The sequence below is a fragment of the Kribbella sp. NPDC051718 genome (assembly GCF_040681515.1).
Taxonomy (GTDB): Bacteria; Actinomycetota; Actinomycetes; order Propionibacteriales; family Kribbellaceae; genus Kribbella.
The window spans coordinates 481,554-505,855 of record NZ_JBFAYZ010000004.1; the positions used below are offsets into that span (position 1 = coordinate 481,554).

The window sequence follows — 24,302 nt, forward strand, 5'->3', positions numbered from 1 at the left end:
TCAGCGCGGGTAGATCCGTCCTTGCTATGCCATCGGGCGCACCTCACTGCGCCACGGTGAGACGAATGAGGCACGTCTTGGGGGCGCGACCGTGAAGGGAACACGCACTTAAATGTCACAGCGATCAGCCGCTGGGCGGCGACGACGCAACAAGCCGGCGACCGCCCGGCCGGAGTCCCGCCTGAAGCGGATCACGGTAGCGATGGGGACCGTGATCCTGGTGATCACGCCGATCTCCTGGATCCTGCTCCATCAGCCACAGTCCAACGAGGCCGACGCGTCGGTCCCGTACGTCACCCGCGACGACGACACCTACCTGAAGGCGTCGACGAAACCGGTCGTGGCGCGACCGACGGCCACCACGCCGAGCGGCACACCAACCGGTACGCCGTCCGCCGGTACGCCGTCCCCGAGCGACACCCCGTCGACTCCGGGCCAGACGCCGACCGACGCACCGAGCACCACACCGACGGACGGTCCCACCGACCAGCCGACCGATGGCCCGACGACGGGCGGCCCGACCGACGGGCCGACCAGCGGCACGACGACGAAGGCGCCGGGGAACCCAAACAACCCGACGCCGACCCACTCACCCACCAACACCCCGTCGACCACCCCGAGCACGACCACCCCGCCACCACCGGCTGACGGCGGCAGCATGTCGGCCGAGGAGCAAGAGCTGTTCGCGCTGGTCGACAACCAGCGGGTCGAGAGCGGGTGCTCGCCGTTGCGCCGCAACAGCAACCTCACCGGTGGTGCTCGTGCGGAGGCGGAGGACCGAGCCAGGACCGGTCAGATGGCGTCGGGCGGTTCTTCCGGTGCTTCCACCGGCGGCAAGGACATGACCGCCAAGGCCGCCTTCGACCGGCTGATGAGCTCCAACTCCAGGACCGTGCTCGACTGCGGGCTCGACGAACTCGGGGTCGGCCAGGGCGATGCGAAGTACTGCACGACGCAGGTGCTGGTCTGTCTCAACACCGCGACGCGCTACGCGTGGGTCGTCGACTTTCAGTAACCATCGGACTACCCAGGACGGCGGCTCGCGGATTGCGGGCCGCCGTTTCTGGTCTGTGGGTGGGACGATGGGTCGAGGTGCTTGAGTCGGCCTCGGGAGCGGGGTTAGCTTGAGCCTCCACCGATCCTGCGGGAGGCCGGGATGTACGGCGAGCGCGATGATCTCGATCCGCCCCGGCCTGCGTTGTACGGCATCCCGCCGGACGCGATCGCGGACGAGCGCCCGGACCGCCGGCCGGAGGACGCCAAGCGGGTCGGGTTGAGCCGGCATACCGAGGAAGGCGCGGTCGTGCACTTCGTCGCCAACCTCGACCGAGCCAAACCGGGTCACAAGATGATGGCCTGGATCCTGCTGGTCACCTTCGCCACCCCGGCGCTCTACACCCTCTTCCTGCTGCTCTAGCCGAACTCCTGCCGATGGCGTTGCGGCGTCGTCCCGAGCACCTGGTGGAAGTGGTGGCGCAGTGCCGCGCTGCTGCCGAACCCGCTCGCCGTCGCGACCCGCTCGATCGACTGGTCAGTTGTCTCCAGCAACAGCCTGGCGCGATCCAGTCGTTGCTGGAGCAACCAGGCCTGCCCGCTGCTTCCTGTACGCGCCCGGAACTGCCGAGTGAACGTACGCCGGGACAGCGCGACCGCAGCCGCCCACTCGTCCAGTGAGACCGGCTGGTCGAGCCGCATGCGGGCCCAGACCATCGCCCGCTCGATCACATCGTCCGTAGGGTCCGGCGGGACAGGTACCGGGATGTACTGCGCCTGCGACCCACTCCGGTGCGGAGCGACCACGATCACCCGGGCCAGTTGCTCGGCACGCTCCACGCCGTGGTGGGTCCGGACCAGGTGGAGGCAACAGTCGAGGGAGGCCGCAGTACCGGCTGAGGTGACCAGGTCGCCGAGGTCCGACCAGAGGACGTCCGCACGCACGTCGACCTTCGGGTACTGCGCCGCAAGGCGCTCGGCCCACCGCCAATGGGTGACCACGTCCCGGCCGTCCGCAATGCCACTGGCGGCGACCAGGAACGCCCCGATGCAGAGGCCGACCACCGTCGCCCCTCGGGCATGCGCCGCGCGAATCGCCTCGACCAGAAGGCCAGACGGCTCCAGGTCGGGCTCCCAGCTCGGCAGGATGACGAGGTCGGCGTGCTCCATCACCTCGAGCCCGCGGTCGACGTACAGGTCGAAGCCGGCGTTGGTGCCGAGCCGGCCGGGGCGCTCGGCACAGACCTGTACGTCGTACTCGACCTCGCCGCCGAGCCGGTCGCCGAGCACGAGACAGGGCACGGAGAGATGGAACGGGCTCATCCCGTCATACGCGAGAACCGCCACGGAGCGCATGGCCCGATCTTAAGGAACTATGTCCCCCGGGCCAATGGTCACTCATGCCACCGGGCAGAAGGATGGAGCCATGAAGATCACACATGTGGGCGGGCCGACCGCCCTGATCAGCCTTGGCGGGCTCTCCTTGCTGACCGATCCGGCGTTCGACCAGCCGCGTGAGTACCAGTTGCCCGGCCGGGTGATGACCAAGCTGACCGGGCCCGCGGTGGGGATCGCCGAGCTCGGCCCGATCGACGCCGTACTGCTGTCCCACGACCAGCACAAGGACAACCTGGACGAGAGCGGGCGGGAGTTGCTGGCGTCGATCCCGGTGGTGTTGTCGACGCCCGGTGCCGCGGAGCGGATCGACGGCGTCCGTGGACTGGAGAACTGGGAGTCTGTCGAGCTCGAGCGGCCGGACGGCGGCGTACTGGTTGTCACCGGATTGCCTGCGCGGCACGGGCCGGAGGGTTGCGAGTCGGTGACCGGCATCGTCACCGGCTTCTTGCTGAGCGGTGAGGGCGTACCGACGGTTTACGTGTCGGGCGACAACGCGTCCGTGGAGCTGGTCGGTGAGATCACCGAGCGGCTGGCGGCCGGCACGATTCCCGGTGTGACGGCCCGGGCGGTCGATGTCGCCGTACTGTTCGCAGGCGCGGCCCGGACGGCGCTGCTCGACGGGGCGCCGCTCACGCTGACCGCCGAGGCCGCGGTCGAGGCCGCCCGTCTGCTGGGCCCGGCCGTCATCGTCCCCGTCCATACCGAGGGCTGGGCACACTTCTCCGAAGGCCCCGAAGTACTGGCCAAGACCTTCGCCGACGCCGGCCTAGACCTGCAACTCCCGCCCACCGGAGGAGCACTGTCACTCTGAGTGGTCTCAGCTCTTGACGGACACGGAGGGTGACCTCTAGGTTCGTCGCGCCGGGGGGAACCGGCAGTCAGCTGTTCATCGGGCCGGGGGGAAATCGGCCCACAGCCGGAGGGAAATCCGTGTTCGTACGTCGCTTCAGCCTGCCCATCGCCGCCGCCGTCGCCACCGCCGTGGTCGGCTTCGCCGTACCGCTGCCCGCGATGGCGGCGAGTTCGGTGGTCCTGACCGGGATCCAGTACGACCCGGCCGGCAAGGACACCCGGACCAACGCGCATCTCAACCTGGAGTACTTCAGCATCCGCAACGTCAGCACGAAGGCGATCAACCTGAGCGGGTACCGGGTGAAGGACGTGGCCAACCACACCTTCGTCTTCCCGCGCGGCTATGTCCTCAAGGGCCGGACGACGGCGGTCGTCCACACCGGCAAGAACCGCAACACCGCGGTCCAGCTGTACTGGAACCAGGGCAACTACATCTGGAACAACACCGGCGACACCGCCCGCTTCCAGACGCCGGCCGGCAAGACCTTCGACACCTGCGCCTACAAGGCGGTCGCGGGCCGCGCCCGCGTCGCCTGCTAGTCGCTCCCCTGCCGCTCGTCGGGCATCGTGAGGTGCCCGCGAGCGGCGGAGGTGGCCACCCAGGGGATGGCGGACAACGTACCGATTCCCAGCACTACCAGGCCCGGCCGCAAGCCGACCACGGAACCGAGCAGTCCGCCGAAGAGGCCGCCCAGCGGTCCAGCGCCCCACTCGACCAAGCGGATCACCGAACCCGCGCGGCCGAGCAGTTCGGGCTCGACCTCTCGCTGCAACATGGTCGAGCGGACGATGATCAGGAACACCACACCTAGGCCGAGCAAGAACTGTCCCAGGCCGATGGTGGCGATCACCAGCAGGTCCGGGCCACCGGCCAGCGGCGTCAGCAGGTTGCCGCCGAGCAGGATCGCGGCGACGACCGAGGTCCAGGTGGTTCCGAATCGCCGGCTCACCGGCGTCGTGATCACGCCGGCGATCAGCGGGCCGAGCGAACCCAGCACTGCGATGACGCCGATCGCGGCCGGGGACAGTCCCAGCTCGCGGATGGCGTACAGGACGTAGAGGGCGATCACGCCCCACTGGAAGAAGTCGAAACTCCCTTTGCCGGCGGTGATGGCGACGATGCCCGGCTGTCCACGGAAGGCTCCGAAGCCGGCTCGGACGGATGGCAGGAACTGAGTTTTCTCCGCCTTCGGCGAGGGGTCGGGCCCTCGTCCGCTTGCTTGCAGCATGGCGGCGATGAGAAATGAAGCGCTGTCGACGGCGATCGCTACGGGAGCGGTCAATACCTGGACGAGTAGGGCGCCGACGCCTGGGCCGGCTACTGCGGTGACGGAGTCGGTCAGCGCGATGCTGCTGTTCGCGGCGGTCAGCTGCCGGCGGTCGGGTACCAGCACTGGGATGTAGGCGGTGTGGGCGAGGCCGTAAGCCAGCGCAAGGCCACCCACCGCGAAAGTCACCACGTAGAGCTGCGCCATCGTGAGGACGTCGAAGGTCGCGGCCAAGGGGATGGTGCCGATCAGCACGCCCTGGCCGATGTTGCACCAAAACAGCAGTCGGCCGCGCCGGATCCGGTCCACGATCACCCCGAGAAACAAGGCGAGCAGCAAGCTGGGCAGGGCTTCCAGGGCCGTGAGGACGCCCATCTCGGCTGGGCCGGCCGACAGGGTGACCACCGCGATGAACGGAATCGCGAATTCGCTGACCTGCGTACCGGCATTGGACAACAGCTGCGCGACCCAGAAGAACGCGAACGGCCTGTTCCGCCGCAGCGACACCCTCAGGCTCCGATCCGGAAGTTGTGGAGCTAGCGAGACGACGGCGCCGGATCGGGACCTTCCGGCAACCATTCGTGGACCAAGATCTCATTGCCCACGGCAACGACTCCCGGGGTCAGCACGGCACCCTTGATGCCGAAGCTCACGCCGCCGCCGTAGTCGGGCTGGCGCCGGTACGTCGCCAGCGTGCGAGTCGGCTCCGGCCCCCGCTTCTCCCCGGTCGCCTGGTCCACGGTCGGTACCGCGCACCGGATCCCCCGCGCCGAGTAGCCGAATTCGAGCGACCCCGCCGACGCCCGCAGCAAGCGATCCTCCGTATGCGCCTCAGGCCAGCCCGCGATGACGATGTTCGGCCGGAAGCGGTTCATCGGGATCGCCTCCCCACCGGCCTCCATGATCCGCGCGTTGAGCCCGTCGAGCGAGGAGTACGCCGTGATCATCAGCGCATGCGCGTCACCGAAGCCGGTCAGCCCCTTGTGCACACCCCAGCCCGGCCGCTCGTGCTCCGGCGTGATCCGGACGAACCCGACCGGCCGCTCCAGCTGCTCGGAGAACCACTCCTCGGCGGCCGCGTCCTGCACGACACCCGCCCCGAACCACTTGTTGAACAGACTCACGTCGCGCCGCTTCCCGTCGTACGCGACCTGTACTACGAGATCCTCGGCCCCATCAGCCGACAACCGGAGCGAATCCCCGTCGGCCAGTACCTCGACCCGCAGCGGCGCCATCGCCGGCGTCGTGCGCTGACTCAGGAAACTGCCGTCGGCCGGGTCGACCAGCATGAAGTTGCGGTCGTGCCGTAACCCTGTAGCGAGCACGTCGGCGCGCTCGACGGACACCCCGGCGAGACCCTTCACGGGGTAGTACCTCAGCTCGGCAACCCTGGCAGCAGACACCCGCCTAAGCTACCTGCCACCCGGCCCTTCCCCAGCAGGCTTTTCAACAGGCTGACAGCGTTTTGTCCAGTTCAGCGGCCGAACGTGCCGGCCGGAGCCGCTGGCGACGCAAATCCTTCAGCGTCCGTCAACGGCGCCGCCTTTCCCGCGAGCTCAGCCAGCGGCAGCACCTCGTACGGCGGTTGCGCCCGCCGCCCGACCGGCGTCAGCTCCGGTACCGGCTGGGGCGACCCCACCAGCACGACGTTCCCGAAGCCCTTGCCCCGCAGGACCTTGCGCTCGGCCAGCACCACACCGTCGCCGAGCCCGGCCAGCAGCGTCGCCGCCACCCGGCGGACGAACCCCAGCCCGGCGGTGCCGTCGATCAGGTTGAACACCAGCACACCACCCGGGCGCAGGACCCGGGCACACAAAGCGACGAACTCGGCGGTGACCAGATTCGCCGGGACGGCCTCGCGGACGAAGGCGTCCACGATCACCACGTCGGTCGAGTCCTCGTACAGCTCGGTGATGCCGGCCCGGCCGGTGACGCCGCGGACCTTGATCCCGGACCGCTTCGGCAGCGGGAGCGTCTCCCGGACGAACTCGGTGAGGTCCTCGTCGGGCTCCAGCACGATCTGCCGGGACCGCGGCCGGGTGACGGCGACGTACCGGGCGAGCGTCAGCCCGGCGCCACCGATGTGCACGACGGAGATCGGCTGCTTGCGGGCAGCGACCAGGTCGAGCACATCGCCGATCCGCCGGACGTACTCGAACGCGAGGTTCGACGGATCGGCCAGGTCGACCTGGGACTGCAACGACCCGTCGACGCGGAGCAGGAAAGTACCGTCCGGCTCCGCCTCGACCGTCGCAGTCCCCGTGCCTACCTTTCGTTCCACCCGGTCATCTAACCAGCAGCTACTAGCGGGACTCCGCCTCGGCCGCGACCGCGATGTCGGCGTTGTCGGAGAACAGGCCGTCGATGCCGACCTTGCGGTACGCCGCGATCTCGCCGAACAGGTTGCCGGAGTCGGACTGCACGGCGTCGCTGTCGAAGTCGGCCGGCAGGAAGTTGTTCTCGACCCGGAAGGTGTACGGGTGCACGACCAGGCCGGCCCGGTGCGCGTCGCGGACCAGGTCGGTCGGCGTGCCGAGCTTGCCGGCGGCGTCGAGCGGGATGATCTGGTCCTTCGACGGGCCGACGCCGTCGGCGTAGGTGGCGACCTCGCGCAGCCCCTTGGCCGACACGATGTCCGCGTACGTCCGCTTGTCACCGCTGACCACGAAGTCGTACGGCGCGCCGACCGAGCTGGTCAGCTGGACCAGCGGCACCCGGAGCTCCTTGTCCAGCGCCTTCAGGTTGCCCACCTCGAAGGACTGGACGAAGACCTTGGCGTCCGAGCGGTTCAGGTTGTTGCGGTTGAGCGTCCTGATCAGCTCCGGCTCCAGCGGGAGACCCTGCTGGCGGAAGTACGTGGGGTGCTTGGTCTCGGGGTAGATCCCGATCGGCCGGCCGAGCTCGCGGGACAGCCGCTTGGTCAGGTCGATGACCTCCTGGAAGGTCGGGATCTGGTACCGCCCGTCGAAGACCGTGTTGTGCTGCCGGATCGCCGGGATCCGCTCCTTGGCGCGGAGCGTCGTCAGCTCCTTGAGGGTGAAGTCCTCGGTGAACCAGCCGGTCGTCGCCACGCCGTCGAGCAGCTTGGTCTTCTTCCGGTCGGCGAACTCCGGGTGCGATGCGACGTCCGTGGTCCCGCCGATCTCCGGCTCGTGCCGGGTGACCAGGACGTGGTCCTTGGTCGTTACCAGGTCGGGCTCGATGTAGTCGGCGCCCATCCGGGCGGCCAGCTCGTACGACGCCAGCGTGTGCTCGGGCCGGTAGCCGGAGGCGCCCCGGTGGCCGACGATGACGAAGTCGTCGTGCTTCTTGGCCTCCGCGAGCCGGGCGGCCGGAGCGAGCGTGGTCTGCTCCTGGCCGGCAGTCTGCGGGGTCGAGCCGGACAGCTGGGGAACGAGAACCGACGCGCCGACGGCAACAGCCGAGGCGGCGACGGCGACGAACCGGCGGGGCACCGAAATCATCGAACTTTCTCCTAACAAGTCAGGGACTGAGCACACCTTCGGTTCATCAGAAGGCGGTACGGAGTCCTGAAGGTGTACGGGTGGTGTGGATCACCTGACCCACCGTCGCCTGTCGGCGCCGGACTTGCTAGCGTCCGAAGGAAGTCCGTCTTAATCCTTTGAGGAGCGTGTCGTGAGCAGAACCCCAGTGAAGGTCGCCATCACCGGCGGCGCCGGTCAGATCGGATACAGCTTGCTGTTCCGGATCGCGAGCGGGGCGCTGCTCGGGCCGGACACGCCGGTCGAGCTGCGGCTGCTGGAGGTGACCCCGGCGCTGAAGGCGCTCGAAGGGGTGGTGATGGAGCTCGACGACAGCGCGTTCCCGACGCTGGCCGGGGTCGAGATCGGCGACGACGCCAACAAGATCTTCGACGGCGCGAACCTGGCCCTGCTGGTCGGTGCCCGTCCCCGCACCAAGGGGATGGAGCGCGGCGACCTGCTGGAGGCCAACGGCGCGATCTTCACCGTCCAGGGCAAGGCGCTGAACGAGCACGCCGCCGACGACATCCGGATCACCGTCACCGGCAACCCTGCCAACACCAACGCGCTGATCGCCAAGTCCAACGCGCCGGACATCCCGGCCGAGCGGTTCTCCGCCCTGACCCGGCTCGACCACAACCGCGCGATCGCCCAGATCGCCAAGAAGACCGGCGCCCCGGTCACCGACATCAAGAAGCTGACGATCTGGGGTAACCACTCCTCGACGCAGTACCCGGACATCTTCCACGCCGAGGTGGGTGGCAAGAGCGCGGTCGAGGTGATCAACGACCAGGACTGGATCGAGAACGACTTCCTGCCGACCACGCAGAAGCGCGGCGCCGCGATCATCGAGGCCCGCGGTTCGTCCAGCGCCGCCTCCGCCGCGGCCGCGACGATCGACCACGTGCGTGACTGGGTCAAGGGCTCCGAGGAGGGCTCCTGGCTGTCGATGGCGGTCGTCTCCGACGGCTCGTACGGTGTGCCCGAGGGCATCATCTCGTCGTTCCCGGTGACCGCCAAGGACGGCAACTGGGAGATCGTTCAGGGCCTGGAGATCAACGACTTCTCCCGCGGCAAGATCGACGCCAGCACCAAGGAGCTCGGTGAGGAGCGCGACGCGGTCAAGGCGCTCGGCCTGATCGGCTGACCACCCGCAACGCAGAAGCCCCCGGACGAGCGTCCGGGGGCTTTTCGCTGTCCTTCAGGCCTTGCCGAGGAAGGTCGCCAGCGCCTCGGCCGACCGGCGGCCGTCGTGCACCTCGCCGATGTAGATCGGCCCGGCAGCGGCTGTCTTCTGCGCCGCTTCCCGATCCCCGATCAGCCGTTCGACCACCGTGCGCAGCTCGCCCGGATCCGCCTGCACGATCGGTACCTCCATCGGCAGCCGGTCCCGCACCCGCTGCGAGATCCGCCCGACCACCACCCGCCCGGCAGCCATCGCCTCGGCCGCCAGTACGCCGTACGAGCCGAACCTCAGGTCCTCCACCACGATGTCCGCGGTCCGCGCCAGCGCCAGCAGCTCGGCGCGTGTCCGGTCCTCGATCGTCTGGTATTCGATCAGCCCGAGGTCGTGCAGGTCGGTGAGCACCGGATCGACCATCCCGAGGTGCAGGACGACCGGAGTCTCCCGCTCCAGCACCGGCGTGCTCGACGCCGGGTCGACGGCGTCGATGACGACCGGCAGCCAGACGCTGTACTCGACCGAGTCCACCAGGTCGGGCGCCGTCACGAACCGCGGCCCCTCGTACTCCGCCAGCCGCTCCCGGGTGACCTCCCACCGGCGGTCACGGACATCCGCCGAGTGGAAGACGACGCCGTGCGCGATCCCGGAGGACTCGAGGAACTCCAGATCCTTGGTGAACCACTGCAGCGCGGTCTGACCGAGCAGCGCATGGCCGGACTCGAACAGGACGTGGCTGACCCCGTTCTCCAGCATCTGGTCGGCATGCTCGATCCGCCAGCCGACGCTCTTCTTGTACTCCGCCGAGCCCGCGACCCGGTCGACGCCGAACTCGTCGGCCACGCCGCCCACCTGCAGCGACTCGCCCTCGATGCCTGGCAGGTGACGCTCGACTGCGCGCGCCCAGGCCCACGCCTGGCCATCCGTGTTCGTCGGCCCGATCAGCACCCGGGACCGGCCCGGCGCGGGCGGCGGCTCGACGGCCAACTCGCGGCCGAGCAACTCGCCGTACAGGACCCGCAGCTTGTCGGCCTGGCCACTCCACGCGGCTTCCTGCTTGAACGTCGGCGAGGCCAGCCGCTCGCGGTATTTGTTGGTGTGGCTGAGCAGCAGTTTCGCCTTCTCCGCCAGGTCTTCGGGGTTGCCGGCCTCGAAGGACTCGCCGATCCCGAACTCGGCCACGAACCCCTTCATGCTGGCCATGTCGCTGACCAGCACCGGCAGACCGCCCAGGCTGTACTCGAACAGCTTGTTCGGCATCGCCATCTCGTGGTTCGGCGCCCGCAGCATCGGGATGATGCCGGCGTCCGCGGTCGAGAGGAACGCGGTCACCTCGTGCGGCGCGACCGGGGACAGGTAGTGCATCCGGTCCTCGACACCGAGCCTGATGGCGAGCTTGCGCAGTACCGCGACCGCCGGCTGATCCGGCGACGGCACGGCCACCACAGCGAGGTGCACGTCAGGCATGTTCGGCATCGCCCTGACGGCGGTCTCGACCCCTCGTACCGGCGTGATGCCACCGCTGTAGACCAGCAACGGAGTCTCGGCGGGCAGCCCGGTCACGGTCCGGATGTCCTGCGACAGCTCGATTTCCCTGGGAATGTCCGGGGTGTTGAGAATGATCTGCGGCAGGTGATCGAGGTTGTTCTCCTCCTTCAGCCGCTGGGCGATCGCGGAGCTGACCGTGATCACCCGGTCGGCCGCGCCGAGGTACTTCGTCTCGTGATCGGCCCACGCCGCGATCCACCGCGGCGTGCGGTGCCCGTACTGCGCGAGGCCGGGCACGTACTCGTGCGCGTCGTAGACGACCTTGAGGTCGCGGCCGCGCAGCTTCGCCCGGGCCTTGGCGCGAGCGGCCACGCCGACCAGGTGCATGTCGTGGGCGTGCAGCACGTCCGGGGCCAGCTCGTCGAGGACCTGGCCGAAGATCTGCTCGTAGTCCCAGGCCTCGGGCACGACCTCGCGCCAGGAGACCGGGCGTTCCATCTTGGCCACCCGGCCGTCGTACCAGGCCCAGCTCTTCGCGAACACGTTGTTCTGCCTCAGCATGAAGTCCCGCCGAAGGCGGACGCCGACCGACGCGGCACCCAGCCAGCGCTGCCGGACCACCCGGGACAGAACGCCCAGCCGGAAGCCGACCGGACTCGCGGAACCGGCGCGCTTGGCGCCGACCGCGTCGCCCGACTCAGCCTTCAGATCGGCCAGCCGCGCCGCGATCCGGGCTTCCCGGGCCGCGGCGTCGACGGCGGACTTGTAACCCAGCAAGGGCAACCGGCGAGCGCGTCGCCGGGCCCGGCGGCGCCGGCGGTCGTCGCGGAGCGGGAAGGCGCTCGGCAGCCGGGCCATCACCGTGTTGCCGTCCAGGCACTTCATCGACAAGACGCCGTCCGGAGAAACCCCCAGCAACGTGACCCGTACCCCGGTACGGGAGATCGCCATCGCTTCCTTCAGGACCCTGCTGTCGTTGTCGATGCCGTTCGCCACCATCATCACGACGTGTTCTGCCGTTGCCACTGAGCCTCAGTTCCCGTCGTCTTCGTCGCCTGCGCCGCGCCAACCCTATGCGGTCTTACGGTCCAGACCGGTTGGTTATTCTGCCTTGTAGATGGGGCACGACCGGCTGGAAGTTGCTCCTTGCGGCTGCAAGAACATGCAAAGTTCGCCCAGCCGACAACGAAGAGACCCCCGGCGGCGTCCGGGGGTCTCTCGCAGTGATCAGCTCAGTTCACTGGGTAGTGTTTTTCACCGGAACTGGTAGGCCCCGATCGTGGTCTGGTCCGTCGTGTTGCCGGCGGCGTCGACCAGGTGGGCCTTCAGCGACACCGCGCCACCCTTGGGCGTGACGAAGATCGCTTGGTATCCGGAGCGGGTCCGCACCACCGCGGCCGACTTCCAGGTCTTGCCGTCATCGCCGGAGACCTTCAGCTCCAGCTTCTTCACGGCCGGCAGCTTGGTACTTCCGGGCTGTGCCGTCAGGTGAACCGGCAGCACGGAGACCGTCGACCGCTTCACCGTGTTCTTGCTGTCGACCGCGGGCATGTAGCCCACCGTCCGCAGCGGGATCGCCTGCGGCTTGTCGGACCCGGCCGAGTTGAAGGTGAAGATCAGCTCGGTCTTGCTCGACTGCTTCAGCAGCGACGACCGGTCCAGCGAGGTGACGTACTTGTACGCCGCCTTGCCCGCCGGCAGGTCGCCGACCACGAGATCGCCGAACCAGTCGGACTCACCGGCGAGTTGCCCGTTCCGGTAGAGCTTGCTGCCCTGACTGTCCGCGGCGGTCACCCCGACGTTGCCGTCGGCGTCCGTGCTCGAGAAGATCCCCAGCTCCAGCTCGTTGCCCGTCCGCGTCGTGTAGAACGGCGTCGGCGCGAAGACCGCAGCGTTGAAGCGCTCCCGGTACGACTTACCCGCCTTGTACGAGTGGATCGGCGAGGTCAGCCGGGTCACCGTGATCGGGAACGGGTCCTGCGGATCGGTGCTCGGCATGATCTCCGACACCTCGGTCTCCCAGCCGGCCGGCGCGGGATCGACGTACAGCTTCGTCTTGGCCGGCAGGTCGTAGGGCACGATCGGCGTCCAGGAGCCACCCAGACCGGGCGCATGGGCGTAGACCGTTCGCTCGGCCTGGCGATCGGCGGTGGCGTTGATCGACTGCGTCACCGTCGCCAGGTCCTTGGCCCGGACCGTGCGCACGAACCCGTCGAAGAACACGTCCGGCTTGGTGTTCACCAGCCCGTACAGGTACGGCGAGTTGGCGAACCTGCCATCGGCGGTCAGCTGCCCCCAGTCGGAGACGACGTGCGAGGCCATCTGACCGGCCGGGGCCGGCCCGCCCAGGTTGGCGGTGTGCAGTCCGTCGAAGTCGAAGGCCAGGATGCTCGAGCTCAGGCTGCCCGTCTCGTCGGTACCTGCCCGGTCGTAGCCGACGTCGGCCAGGAACACCTTGGCGTCCTTGTTCGGAACCGTGGTGACGACCGGCTTGGTCGTGCGGGCGTCGAACACGACCGTCTTGTCGCTGGTCAACTTCAGCAGCGGCTGGACGACCGTGTAGCTGTCGTAGACGTCCGAGTCCGGCCGCTGGACCGTCTGGTCACCCTGCAGCAGGTAGTCGCCCTTGGGCAGCCTGACCTTCGACGTACCGCTCGGGTCGCCGTAGAAGTCGAACCAGGGCGTCGTGACGCCGAAGACCAGCGCGCCGCCGTCAGCGGTCGGCTTGCCGTCGAGACCGACCTGGTTGAGCGTCAGCGTGTAGCTCTCGACCTCCTTGTTCACGCCGACCGGGGAAACCACGGAAGCACCGGCCGAGGTCGCGGTGACCCGGCCGGAGTACAGGCCGTCCGGCCCGCTGTTGTTGGTGTTCGAGGTCGCCTGGACGGTCGCGGTACCACCGGCAGGCACGGTCACCGAGGACGCGCTCAGCTTGAGTGCGCCGGCAGGAGCCGGGGCGCCGGTGGAGTCGGCCAGCGAAGCGGACAGCGCCAGCGTCACGGCCTGGTCGCCCAGGTTGCGATAGGTGATCGTCTTGGTCACCGGGGTGTCATCGGTGTGCGGCCACTGCGCCGTACCGAACGAGACGCTGCCCGGCTCGGCGATGACGGACTGCTTGATCGCCTTCGCCACGTCGATCCGCCCGGCGCCCTGCTCGAACGCGGACTGGCCGGCGGCGACCTTGGCCGACGCCATCAGCGCGCCCTTGAGCTCGGTCGCCTTCCAGGTCGGATGCTGCTGGGCCAGGATCGCGGCCGCCCCGACGGTGTGCGGGGTCGCCATCGACGTACCGGACAGCCGCAGGTACTTGTCGCCGACCGGTTCGCCGATCACGCCGTCCTTGGCCCTGGCCGCGACGATGTCGACGCCGGGCGCGGTCACGTCCGGCTTGAGCGCGCCGTCGCCGGTCCGCGGTCCGCGGCTGGAGAAGAACGCGAGCTGGTCCTGCTTGTCGACTGCTCCGACGGTGAGCGCGGCGTCCGCGCTGCCCGGCGACTCGATCGATCCGGCGCCCGGGCCGCTGTTGCCGGCCGCGACGACGAACAGCGTGCCGGTCTGCGCGGTCAGCCGGTTGACGGCCTCCTCGATCGGGTCGAGTTCCGGGGTGTCCTGACCGCCGAGGCTGATGTTGACGACCTTCGCCTTCACCTCGTTCGCGGCCCACTCCATCCCGGCCAGGATCGCGGAGTCGGGGCAGCCGTCCAGCTGGCACACCTTGCCGTCGTACAGCTTCGCGTCCGGAGCGACGCCCTTGTACTTGCCGGCCGACGCGGCCGCGGTACCGGCGATCGTCGAGGCGACGTGGGTGCCGTGGCCGACGTCGTCACCGGCCGGGCCGTCGGTGAAGTTCTTCGCGCCCGCCACCTGAGTGGCCAGGTCCGGGTGGGTCGCGTCGATCCCGGTGTCGAGCACCGCGACCGAGACGCCCTTGCCGGTGTAGCCGGCCTTCCAGGCCTCGGGGGCGCCGATCTGCGGAACGGATTGGTCCAGCGAGATGTGCCGTTTGCCGTCCAGCCAGATCTTGTCGATCCCACTGGCCGAACGCTCTTGCGCGCTGTTCAGGAAGGCGGCGGCGTTCTGCTTGTCCACCTTGAGCGCGGCACCGTTGATCACCGGCAGGTTCCGGCTGACGGTCGCACCGGCGGGAGCGGACCGTTTCGCCTTGCCCTGATAGGTGACGACGAGCGGGATCACCTTGCTCGACTTGTCGTCGTACCCGGCCTTGATCAGCCCGGCGACGTCGAACAGGCGGCTGTCGAGCCGGCCCGACGTCACCGCCGCGCTGACGTCGGACGGAATCACCAGCAGCCGGTCCTTCTGCCGGGTGGCCCGGAACGTCACGCCACGCCGCCCAGGTCCCGGCTGGATGGACGCCTTGGCCGGGTCGCCGCCTTGCAGCGTGACCTTGTCACCCGTGAGCAGGGTGACGACCCGGTCGGGTGCGGCCACCTTGCCTGTTGCTTTCGACTTCGTCGTACCGGACGGTTCCGGCGTGCTCGCTTGTGCTTGCCCGATGGCGGTGACGCCCAAGCTCAGCACGGCCAGCGAGGCGACTGCGGTCAGCCCGAGTCGCCGCGATCTGGATCTCGATCTCACGATGAGTCCCTCCCAATTGGTTGTCCTCAACAGGTGCCGCCCTGTGACCTCACAGTGCGGGTGCAGGACGACACATTGGGTGAGACGTCTATCCCCCCATGCAACGTTGCTCGGCCGGCCGACATTGACCCGATCGGGTCAATATCGGCCAGACCAATGCCTCAGATCGTCAGTTGGGGACGATCAGACCGAGGATGGCGATCGCGGCGCCGACGCCGACCAGCAGGAAGATGTCGAACATCCGGCCGCGGACCCGGAGCAGCCCGGCCGCGCCGTCACTCAGGCTGAGCCGGAGCAGCGCGGCGAACAGCACGCCGCCGGCGAAGATCAGCACGCCGTTGCGCCAGTTGTAGAAGGTGAGGACGACCAGACCGGTCATGGCGACCAGTCCGGACATCACCAGCGGCCACTCGGAGCGCCGCTCAGCCTGCGCTGCCATCACCCGGCGCTGGCTGCCTGTGCACTCGCCGTCTGGGCGGCCTCCGCCGCCTCGACGACGTTGGTGAGCAGCATCGCCCGGGTCATCGGGCCGATCCCGCCCGGCATCGGCGCGATCCAGCTGGCCACCTCGCGGGCGGCGTCGTCGATGTCGCCGACGATCTTGCCCTCGGCGTTGCGGCTGGTGCCGACGTCCAGCAGGACGGCGCCCGGCTTGACCATGTCGGCGGTGATCAGCCCGGCCGAGCCCGCGGCGGCGATGACGATGTCGGCCGTCCGTACGACGCCGGCCAGGTCCTTCGTGCCGGTGTGGCACTGGGTCACGGTCGCGTTCTCGGAGCGCCGGGTGAACAGCAGGCCCATCGGCCGGCCGGCCGTGACGCCGCGGCCGACGACGACCACATGGGCGCCGGCGATCGGTACGTCGTACCGACGGAGGATCTCGACGCAGCCCTTGGGGGTGCACGGCAGCGGGCCGTCCTGGCCGAGGACGAGCTTGCCGAGGCTCATCGGGTGCAGGCCGTCGGCGTCCTTGGCCGGGTCGATCAGGCCGAGGATCTCGTTGGTGTCGACGTGCTTGGGCAGCGGGAGCTGGACGATGAAGCCGGTGCACTCCGGGTTCTCGTTGAGCTCGACCACCTTCGCCGCGATCTCGTCCTGGGTCGCGGTGTCCGGCAGCTCGACCTGGATCGAGGAGATCCCGACCGCCGCGCAGTCGCGGTGCTTGCCGGCCACGTACGCCCGGCTGCCCGGGTCGTCGCCGACCAGGATCGTGCCGAGCCCGGGCACCACGCCCTGCTCGGCGAGTTTGGCCACCCGGACCGCCAGCTCGCTCTTGATCGCCGCCGCAGTCGCTTTTCCGTCCAGAATCTCCGCCGTCACAACACCGGAGTCTGCCAGGCCTGCCGCTCTCGGCGTGAACTGGAGCACAATCCTGACCGATCGGTTGAAAACTGGCCGAGCGGTCAGGAACTATGGGAGGCATGGCAACGAACACCCCGGTCCGCGAGCGCACCCGGCGCGAGATCCTGCAGCAGGCGATGGCCCTGTTCCAGGAGAAGGGCTACAACGCCACCTCCCTGCAGGACATCGCCACCGCGGCCGGCTGCTCCAAGGCGACCGTGCTCTACCACTTCAGCGACAAGACGGGCGTCCTCGTCGCGGTACTCGAGCCGTCTCACACGGCGCTGAGCAAGCTGGTCGCGGAGGCGTCGGCACTGCCGGCCGCCGAGGCGCAGGAGCTGGCTATCGGCCGGTTCGTGGAGCTGGCGGTCGAGTTCCGCGGACTGATCAGCGTGCTGCAGGACCTCTTCGGGTCGCTCGGCGAGATGCCCGAATTCAGTGAGCTGGTCGCCGAGGGGCTCCGACTGACCGGATTGCTCGCCGGTGGCACCGGCAACCAGCTCGAGCTGGACATCGCGAAGTTCGCCATCAACGGGCTGCTCGGCGAGTGCCGCCATCCCGGCGAACGCACCGATGCCGAACTGCACGAACTCTGCGACACCGCGCTGCGCCGGCTCCTCCGGCCACCGGCCTGACCACCACGTGCCGGGGCCGCCGCCCCGGTTCCATCCCCTGCCCACCACGCTCCAGCGAAACGGACGCATTCTGATGGCCAATCTCCTGTACCGGCTCGGCCGGTTCTCCTACCAGCGGCGGCGGCTCGTCGCGGCGATCTGGACCTTCGTCCTGATCCTGCTCGGCGTCGGCGCGCTGACGCTCGGCGGCGGGACGACGAACGCCTTCTCGATCCCCGGGACCGAGTCGCAGCGGGCGCTGGACGCGCTGCAGAAGGACCTGCCGGCCGCCAGCGGCGCCTCGTCCTCGGTGGTCGTCAAGGCGCCCGACGGCAAGAAGCTGACCGACCCGGCCGTGAAGGCGGCGGTCGGCGCGACGGTCGCGAAGGCCGCCCAGGTGCCTGAGGTGATCGCGGCGATCGATCCGTTCACCAGCAAGGCGATCAGCCCGGACGGTACGACGGCTTTGATCAGCGTCCAGTTCGACAAGGCCGCCGATCAGCTGTCCAAGGAGAGCACCGAGGCCTACGACAACCTGAAGTCGCTCAGCTCGGGTGACCTGGAGGTCGTACCGGGTGGGCAGATCGTCGGTGGACCGCCGGCGATCGGCTCGACCGAGGCGATTGGGGTCGCGGTCGCGGCGCTGGTCCTGGTCATCACGTTCGGCTCGCTGGTCGCGGCCGGGATGACGTTGCTGACGGCGCTGCTCGGCGTACTGGCCGGGATGGCGGGGTTGTTCATCGTCACCTCGTTCGTGGACGTCTCGTCGACGGCGCCGATCCTGGCGTTGATGCTGGGGCTGGCGGTCGGGATCGACTACGCGTTGTTCATCAGCTCGCGGCATCGGTCGCAGCTGGCGGCGGGGATGGAGATCGAGGAGTCCGTCGGCAGGGCTACCGCGACGGCTGGGTCGGCGGTGATGTTCGCCGGGGCGACTGTGGTGATTGCCCTTGCTGGGTTGAGTGTTGTGGGGGTTCCGTTCCTGACGGCCATGGGGTTGGCTGCTGCTGCGACGGTGCTTACCGCAGTACTGGTTGCTTTGACTCTGGGGCCGGCTTTGCTCGGCTTCATGGGTCGGCGGGTGCTGCCGCGGAAGACTCGCAAGGTTGCGGTCGCTCCGGTGGTCGAGGGCTTCGGCTTCCGGTGGGCGCGGCTGGTGACCCGGTTCCGGATCCCGATTGTTGCCGTGGGCATCATTGGGCTCGGGGTACTGGCGATTCCGACGCAGGACATGCGGTTGGCGCTGCCGGATGGGGCATCGGCTGCGGCTGGTACGAACCAGCGGGTCGCGTATGACTTGGCGGCGGCGGCCTTCGGGCCGGGCTCGAACGGGCCGCTGGTGGTTGTGGTGAAGAGCGACAGCGCGGCGACGTCGGCTGCTGCGGTCGACCAGGTGATGGGGAAGGCCAAGGGGTTGGCCGACGTGATCGCAGTACAGCCTGGGCCGGGCAGCAAGGACGGCTCGACGCGGCTGGTCACGGTGATCCCGAAGAGCGGGCCGGCGTCGGAGCAGACGGCCGACCTGGTGAAGGATCTCCGGACCGCGATCCATCCGCTGGAGGCCGGTGGTACGACGGTGTCGGTCACTGGTAACACCGCGGTCGGGGTGGACGTCTCCAACAAGCTGACCAACGCGCTGCCGGTCTACCTGCTCGTCGTGATCGGGCTGTCGTTCCTGCTGTTGCTGCTGGCGTTCCGGTCGATCCTGGTGCCGCTGAAGGCGACGCTCGGCTTCCTGCTGACGATCGGCGCGACCTTCGGCATCACCGTCGGGGTGTTCCAGAAGGGCTGGGGCGCGTCATTGCTCGGCGTCGACTCCCCCGGACCACTGGTCAGCTTCCTGCCGATCATCATGATGGGCATCCTGTTCGGCCTGGCGATGGACTACGAGGTCTTCATCGTGTCCCGGGTCCGCGAGGAGTTCGTGCACGGCAAACACGCCACCGAGGCAACCATCCAAGGTGTAGGCCACGGCGCCCGGGTAGTCACCGCCGCCGCCCTCATCATGGCCGCCGTCTTCGCCGGCTTCATCCTGGTCGAGGACCCGATCATCAAAACCATCGGCTTCGGCCTCACCATCGGCGTCCTCATCGACGCCTTCGTGGTCCGGATGTCCATCGTCCCCGCAGTCCTCTCCCTGCTAGGCGACCGAGCCTGGTCCTTCCCCCGCTGGCTCGACCGAATCACCCCCAAGGTCGACATAGAAGGCGAGTCCCTCCACCCCACCACCAAGCCGGCCGACAAGGAACTCGTCGCCGTCGACTAGCCCAGCCCAGCCCAGGACTGGCGACCTTGAACACCAAACGGCGACCTTGAACACGTTATTACCTGTTCAAGGTCGCCACTTGGTGTTCGAGGTCGCCACTTCGTTGCGCCTGGAATGCGGTGGGGGTTGTGGGGGTTGAGGTGGATAGTTTATTCTTTAACTACCTCGACCTAGGAGAGCGACATGCCTGCCGTCACCGTCAGCGACATCACCGTCCTGCCGCGCGTTCACCAGCCGGATCCGGCGGTGGCCAATGAGCGGAAGGTGCGGTCCGTGACCTCGGCGCCCAGTGGGTATGAGGGTGAGGGGTTTCCGGTGCGGCGGGCCTTCGCTGGTGTGGATATGAAGGATTTGGATCCGTTCATCCACATGGACCAGATGGGTGAGGTGGAGTACGCGCCGGGTGAGCCGAAGGGCACGCCGTGGCACCCGCACCGGGGGTTCGAGACCGTCACGTACATGCTCGACGGGATCATGGAGCACCAGGACTCGCAGGGTGGTGGTGGCGTCATCTCCAACGGGGACACCCAGTGGATGACGGCCGGTAGTGGGCTGCTGCACATCGAGACGCCGCCGGAGCACCTGGTGCTGAGCGGCGGGCTCTTCCACGGGATCCAGCTTTGGGTGAACCTGCCCCGGGCGCAGAAGTGGGCGGCACCGAAGTACCAGGACATCCGTGGTGGCGACTCGGCGCTGCTGTCGACCGCCGACGGTGGCGCGCTGATCCGCGTGATCGCCGGCTCGGTCGACGGGCACGAGGGCCCGGGCTCGACCAACACCCCGATCACACTGGTGCACGCGACAGTCAGCCCGGGCGCCGAGATGGTGCTCCCGTGGCAGCCGGACTACAACGCACTCGTCTACGTACTGGCCGGCCAAGGCACGGTCGGCGCCGAGCACCGCCCTATCCGCAAGGGCCAGCTCGCGCTCTTCGGCCCCGGCGACACGATCCGTACCGCCGCAGCGCTCTCGCAGCCGTCCGCGGAGCCGAACCTGGACGTACTGATCCTCGGCGGCCGCCCGATCCGCGAGCCGATCGCGATGGCCGGCCCGTTCGTGATGAACACCCGCGAAGAGGTCATCCAGGCCTTCGAGGACTTCCAGGCCGGCAAGCTCGGCTCCATTCCCGCCGTCCACGGCCTCGGCACCGACCTGCACGAATCCAACTGACCTGGACCAACAGAGGACCGGCCCGGCGCTCGAGAGAGCGTCGGGCCGGTCCTCGTTCAAGTCAGCGAAGGTTGCGGTGCAGAGCGGTGATCAGTTCACCGCTCGAGGTGTCGCCGTCGAGGGACCAGATCATCGCGCCGCCGAGGTTGCGGTCGGAGATGTAGCGCGCCTTGCGCTTCATCTCGATCGGGTCGTCCCAGGTCCAGAACGTCGTACCGTCGAACAGCCAGGCGAACCCGGCCTTGGAGTCCCGGTGGATGGTGAAGCCGGCCAGCTTCGCCTTGAGGTCGCGGTAGTCCTCGGTGCCGGCCTCGAACCGCGACGGCGCCGGGCCGGTCGCGGGCTGGAAGAGGCCGTTGTTCTGGTTGGTGACGCCGGTCCAGCCGTGCGAGTAGAACGGCACGCCCATCACGAGCTTGTTCCGGCGCGCCCCGCGGGTCAGGTACGAGTCGATGGTGACCTGCGAGCTGAACTCCGGCGTGGTCGGATCGCCCTTCGGGCCGTCGATCGCGGACTGCTGGTTGGTCAGCGGCTCCCACGTGCCGTGGTAGTCGTAGCCCTGGGTCGTACCGAAGGTGAGGTCCTTGAAGATCTTCGGGACCTCGAAGCCGCGGTCGATCATCGCCGGGTTGGCCGGCAGGAACGCGGACAGGTTGTACCGGCCGCTGAACGGCCACGAGGCGCGGTCGAGCTGCTTGCGGTACTCGTGCACCAGCGCGGTGAAGTTCTGCTTGTCCTCGGGCCGGACGATGTTGCCCGGGTTGCCCTCGCTGGCAGGCCATTCCCAGTCCAGGTCGACGCCGTCGAAGATGCCCTTCGCGGCCCCGGCCGGGGCGCCGGGCAGGTTGCCCTTCAGCCACATGTCCAGGCAGGACTTCACGCTCGCGGCCCGGCTGGCCGGGGTGAGCGCGGCGTCCGAGAAGTACTTCGACCCGGTCCAGCCGCCGATCGAGATGCTGATCCGGAGCTTCGGGAACTTCTTCTTCAGCTGCTTGAGCTGGTTCAGGTTGCCGGACAGCGGCTGGCCGGCAACGTCCGCCGTGCCGTCGACGCTCTGCTCGGCGGTGAACGGCCGCTGATAGTCGGCCCACGCGTCACTGCTGACGCAGTTGCCGGCCGGGTCCAGGAAGCCGAACGCGTAGTTGAGGTGGGTGAGTTTGGCGGCCGTACCGTTCTTGACCAGGTCACTGACCAGGAAGTTGCGGTCGTAACCGCTCCACTGGGTGTAGTAACCGACAACGCGCTTCTGAGTGTGGGCCTCGGCTGGCACCGCGGTCAGGCCCACAGGGACCACGACCGCGGCTGCCACGAGCAGCGCGAGACTCCGACGTTTCACCGACATGCTTCTCCCCAACGGGCGGGTGGAGGGACAGTTGCCTCACCCTAGGTCGGGCCGAGTTATTTAGGCAATGTCTCTACGAAAGCAATTTCGGCTCAGTGGAAGAAGTGCCGGGTGCCGGTGAAGTACATGGTGACGCCGGCCTTGTTCGCGGCCTCGATGGCGAGGTCGTCACGGATCGAGCCACCGGGCTGGACGACGGCCTTCACGCCGGCCTCCAGCAGCACCTCGAGGCCGTCCGGGAACGGGAAGAACGCGTCGGAGGCGGCGACCGAACCGGCCGCGCGCTCACCGGCCCGGGAGACGGCCAGCTTGCAGGAGTCGACCCGGTTGACCTGGCCCATCCCGACGCCGACCGAGGCGCCGTCGGAGGCGAGCAGGATCGCGTTGGACTTGACCGCGCGGCAGGCCTTCCAGGCGAACTCGAGGTCGGCCAGCACCTCGTCGGAGACGGCCTCGCCGGCTGCCAGCGTCCACTTCGCCGGGCTGTCGCCCTCGGCCTGGAACGCGTCCCGCGCCTGCATCAGCAGACCGCCGCTGACCGCCCGCAGCTCGACCGGCTGGTCGAAGCTCATCGGCGGGCAGACCAGCAGCCGGATGTTCTTCTTGGCCTGCAGGATCTCGACCGCGCCGTCCTCGAAGGCCGGGGCGACCAGCACCTCGGTGAAGATCTCCGCGACCTGCTTGGCCAGCTCGACCGTGACCGGGCGGTTGGTGGCGATCACGCCGCCGTACGCCGAGACCGGGTCGCACTCGTGCGCGCGCCGGTGCGCCTCGGCGATGTCCTTGCCGACCGCGATGCCACACGGGTTCGCGTGCTTGATGATCGCGACGGCCGGCTCGCTGAAGTCGTACGCCGTCCGCCGGGCCGCGTCCGCGTCGACGTAGTTGTTGTACGACATCTCCTTGCCGTGCAGCTGCTCGGCGGAGGCCAGACCCGTCCGGCCGTTGGTGTAGAGCGCGGCCGGCTGGTGCGGGTTCTCGCCGTAGCGCAGGACGGCCTTCTTGTCCCAGGCCGCGCCGATCCAGGCCGGGAAGCCCGAGCCCTCGCTGCTGTCGGTGAGCACGTTGCCCATCCAGGAGGCGACGGCCACGTCGTACTCCGCGGTATGCGCGAAGGCCGCCGCGGCGAGCTTCTTGCGCTCGTCCAGCGAGAAGCCGCCCTCGTCCAGCACGGTGTAGACGTCGGCGTACTGCTCCGGGGACGTCACGACGGCGACGTTCGCGTGGTTCTTGGCCGCGCCGCGGACCATCGACGGCCCGCCGATGTCGATCTGCTCGACGCACTCGTCGACCGAGGCGCCGGACGCGACCGTCTCGCTGAACGGGTACAGGTTGCTGACCAGCAGGTCGAACGGCTCGACCCGCATCTCGGCCAGCTGCTCGACGTGGTCGGGTTTGCGGACGTCGGCGAGCAGCCCGGCGTGCACCTTCGGGTGCAGCGTCTTGACCCGCCCGTCCAGGCACTCGGGGAAGCCGGTCAGGTCCTCGACCTTGGTGACCGGTACGCCGGCCGCCGCGATCTTCGAGGCGGTGGAGCCGGTCGACACGATCTGGACCCCGGCGTCGGACAAGGCCTTCGCGAGCTCCTCCAGACCGGTCTTGTCATAGACGCTGATCAGCGCCCGGCGGATCGGCCTGCGGTCGGTGCTCACTTCAGTCGAACCTTTCGTCCGGTGATGGTCCAGCCGTTGCGGACCAGCTTGCCGACCCACTCCACCAGCTGGCGGCGCTCGTCGTCCTTGATCCGCTCGGTCAGGGTTTCTTCGGTGTCGTCATCGAGAACCGGTACGACGACCTGGCTGATGATCGGCCCGGTGTCCACCCCGCCGTCGACGAAGAACAGCGTCGCGCCGGCCACCTTGACGCCGTACGCGAGCGCGTCGCGCGGTCCGTGGATGCCGGGGAAGGCGGGCAGCAGCGCGTTGTGGGTGTTGATGTAGCGATCCCCGAAGCCGGCCAGGAAGTCGTCGCCGACCAGCTTGAGGAACCCGGCCGAGACGACCAGGTCCGGCTTGTACTGGGCGACGGAAGCCGTCAGCGCGCGGTCCCAGTCGGCCCGCTCGGCGTAGTCCTTGACCTTGTGCACGAAGGTCGGCACGCCGGCCGCCTCGGCCCGCTCGAGCCCGGCGATCCCGTCCCGGTCCGCGCCGACGGCGACCACCTGGGCGCCGTACGCCGGATCCGCGGAGGCGTCCAGCAGGGCCTGCAGGTTCGAGCCGGAGCCCGAGATGAGCACGACGAGGCGTGCGGGCTCAGGCGTTGGCGCAACCGGATCTGTCACTCGGCAAACCATATCGTCCGAGCCCGCCCGG

20 protein-coding genes are annotated in these 24,302 nt (G+C 68.7%); 8 read left to right on the forward strand and 12 right to left on the reverse strand.

Translation table 11 applies throughout. From position 1 onward, the window contains the following. The first annotated feature begins 112 nt into the window (after window positions 1-112). The gene (locus AB0M15_RS17855) at window positions 113-1,015 is read left to right on the forward strand and encodes a hypothetical protein (RefSeq protein ID WP_363819550.1); all 903 of its coding nucleotides are present in this window, start codon (window positions 113-115) and stop codon (window positions 1,013-1,015) included. Between the two features lie 141 nt (window positions 1,016-1,156). Next, entirely contained in the window at window positions 1,157-1,417 is a 261-nt protein-coding gene (locus tag AB0M15_RS17860; RefSeq protein ID WP_363819552.1) for a hypothetical protein, read from the forward strand. On the opposite strand, the gene AB0M15_RS17865 is transcribed toward AB0M15_RS17860, so the two are convergent. Then, window positions 1,414-2,349 carry a helix-turn-helix domain-containing protein gene (locus AB0M15_RS17865; RefSeq protein WP_363819555.1) on the reverse strand — a complete coding sequence of 312 codons (936 nt, stop codon included), beginning with the start codon at window positions 2,347-2,349 and terminating at the stop codon, window positions 1,414-1,416. The genes AB0M15_RS17860 and AB0M15_RS17865 overlap by 4 nt on opposite strands. A 70-nt stretch (window positions 2,350-2,419) precedes the next feature. On the opposite strand from AB0M15_RS17865, the gene AB0M15_RS17870 reads away from it, so the two are divergent. Both AB0M15_RS17870 and AB0M15_RS17875 read left to right on the forward strand, forming a co-directional pair. Continuing rightward, window positions 2,420-3,202, forward strand: a complete 783-nt coding sequence (locus tag AB0M15_RS17870; protein WP_363819558.1) for an MBL fold metallo-hydrolase — start codon at window positions 2,420-2,422, stop codon at window positions 3,200-3,202. 119 nt (window positions 3,203-3,321) lie between these two features. Next, window positions 3,322-3,783, forward strand: coding sequence for a lamin tail domain-containing protein (locus AB0M15_RS17875; RefSeq protein ID WP_363819561.1), 462 nt, complete (start codon window positions 3,322-3,324; stop codon window positions 3,781-3,783). Here AB0M15_RS17875 and AB0M15_RS17880 read toward each other — a convergent pair. The 4 genes from AB0M15_RS17880 to AB0M15_RS17895 all read right to left on the reverse strand — a co-directional run bounded on the left by AB0M15_RS17880 (window position 3,780) and on the right by AB0M15_RS17895 (window position 7,975). Beyond that, a complete protein-coding gene (locus AB0M15_RS17880; RefSeq protein WP_363819564.1) occupies window positions 3,780-5,018 on the reverse strand; it encodes an MFS transporter in 1,239 nt (412 codons plus the stop codon). The two genes, AB0M15_RS17875 and AB0M15_RS17880, sit on opposite strands and share 4 nt — an antisense overlap. A 29-nt stretch (window positions 5,019-5,047) precedes the next feature. Further along, window positions 5,048-5,914, reverse strand: a complete 867-nt coding sequence (locus tag AB0M15_RS17885; protein WP_363819567.1) for an MOSC N-terminal beta barrel domain-containing protein — start codon at window positions 5,912-5,914, stop codon at window positions 5,048-5,050. Between the two features lie 71 nt (window positions 5,915-5,985). Next, window positions 5,986-6,792 carry a fused MFS/spermidine synthase gene (locus AB0M15_RS17890; RefSeq protein WP_363819569.1) on the reverse strand — a complete coding sequence of 269 codons (807 nt, stop codon included), beginning with the start codon at window positions 6,790-6,792 and terminating at the stop codon, window positions 5,986-5,988. A gap of 22 nt (window positions 6,793-6,814) precedes the next feature. Then, window positions 6,815-7,975 (reverse strand): glycerophosphodiester phosphodiesterase, encoded by a 1,161-nt coding sequence (locus AB0M15_RS17895; protein ID WP_363819571.1) that lies wholly within the window; start codon window positions 7,973-7,975, stop codon window positions 6,815-6,817. A 172-nt stretch (window positions 7,976-8,147) separates the two neighbouring features. Here AB0M15_RS17895 and AB0M15_RS17900 point away from each other — a divergent pair, with 172 nt between their 5' ends. Next, the gene (locus AB0M15_RS17900) at window positions 8,148-9,140 is read left to right on the forward strand and encodes a malate dehydrogenase (protein ID WP_363819574.1); all 993 of its coding nucleotides are present in this window, start codon (window positions 8,148-8,150) and stop codon (window positions 9,138-9,140) included. A gap of 54 nt (window positions 9,141-9,194) precedes the next feature. Here AB0M15_RS17900 and AB0M15_RS17905 read toward each other — a convergent pair whose 3' ends face one another. The 4 genes from AB0M15_RS17905 to AB0M15_RS17920 form a co-directional block, all read right to left on the reverse strand. Continuing rightward, window positions 9,195-11,687, reverse strand: a complete 2,493-nt coding sequence (locus AB0M15_RS17905; protein ID WP_363819576.1) for a glycosyltransferase — start codon at window positions 11,685-11,687, stop codon at window positions 9,195-9,197. 228 nt (window positions 11,688-11,915) lie between these two features. After that, window positions 11,916-15,257, reverse strand: coding sequence for a S8 family serine peptidase (locus AB0M15_RS17910; protein WP_363819579.1), 3,342 nt, complete (start codon window positions 15,255-15,257; stop codon window positions 11,916-11,918). Between the two features lie 169 nt (window positions 15,258-15,426). Further along, window positions 15,427-15,696 (reverse strand): DUF3017 domain-containing protein, encoded by a 270-nt coding sequence (locus AB0M15_RS17915; protein WP_363819582.1) that lies wholly within the window; start codon window positions 15,694-15,696, stop codon window positions 15,427-15,429. Continuing rightward, a complete protein-coding gene (locus AB0M15_RS17920; protein WP_363819584.1) occupies window positions 15,696-16,577 on the reverse strand; it encodes a bifunctional methylenetetrahydrofolate dehydrogenase/methenyltetrahydrofolate cyclohydrolase in 882 nt (293 codons plus the stop codon). The genes AB0M15_RS17915 and AB0M15_RS17920 overlap by 1 nt, the downstream gene beginning before the upstream one ends. A gap of 101 nt (window positions 16,578-16,678) precedes the next feature. Between AB0M15_RS17920 and AB0M15_RS17925 the strand changes: the two genes are divergently transcribed. The 3 genes from AB0M15_RS17925 (at window position 16,679) to AB0M15_RS17935 (ending at window position 20,648) form a co-directional block, all read left to right on the forward strand. Continuing rightward, window positions 16,679-17,233 (forward strand): TetR/AcrR family transcriptional regulator, encoded by a 555-nt coding sequence (locus AB0M15_RS17925; RefSeq protein ID WP_363819587.1) that lies wholly within the window; start codon window positions 16,679-16,681, stop codon window positions 17,231-17,233. 73 nt (window positions 17,234-17,306) lie between these two features. Further along, window positions 17,307-19,478, forward strand: coding sequence for an MMPL family transporter (locus tag AB0M15_RS17930; protein ID WP_363819589.1), 2,172 nt, complete (start codon window positions 17,307-17,309; stop codon window positions 19,476-19,478). 183 nt (window positions 19,479-19,661) lie between these two features. Then, window positions 19,662-20,648 carry a pirin family protein gene (locus tag AB0M15_RS17935; protein ID WP_363819591.1) on the forward strand — a complete coding sequence of 329 codons (987 nt, stop codon included), beginning with the start codon at window positions 19,662-19,664 and terminating at the stop codon, window positions 20,646-20,648. Window positions 20,649-20,709: 61 nt separating this feature from the next. Here AB0M15_RS17935 and AB0M15_RS17940 read toward each other — a convergent pair whose 3' ends face one another. The 3 genes from AB0M15_RS17940 to purN form a co-directional block, all read right to left on the reverse strand. Continuing rightward, the gene (locus tag AB0M15_RS17940) at window positions 20,710-21,990 is read right to left on the reverse strand and encodes a glycoside hydrolase family 18 protein (RefSeq protein WP_363819593.1); all 1,281 of its coding nucleotides are present in this window, start codon (window positions 21,988-21,990) and stop codon (window positions 20,710-20,712) included. 92 nt (window positions 21,991-22,082) lie between these two features. Next, window positions 22,083-23,642: a bifunctional phosphoribosylaminoimidazolecarboxamide formyltransferase/IMP cyclohydrolase gene (gene purH / locus AB0M15_RS17945; RefSeq protein WP_363819595.1), complete on the reverse strand. Its 1,560-nt coding sequence runs from the start codon at window positions 23,640-23,642 to the stop codon at window positions 22,083-22,085. Next, the gene (purN, locus tag AB0M15_RS17950; protein ID WP_363819597.1) at window positions 23,639-24,271 is read right to left on the reverse strand and encodes a phosphoribosylglycinamide formyltransferase; all 633 of its coding nucleotides are present in this window, start codon (window positions 24,269-24,271) and stop codon (window positions 23,639-23,641) included. The genes purH and purN overlap by 4 nt, the downstream gene beginning before the upstream one ends. Between the last annotated feature and the right edge of the window lie 31 nt (window positions 24,272-24,302).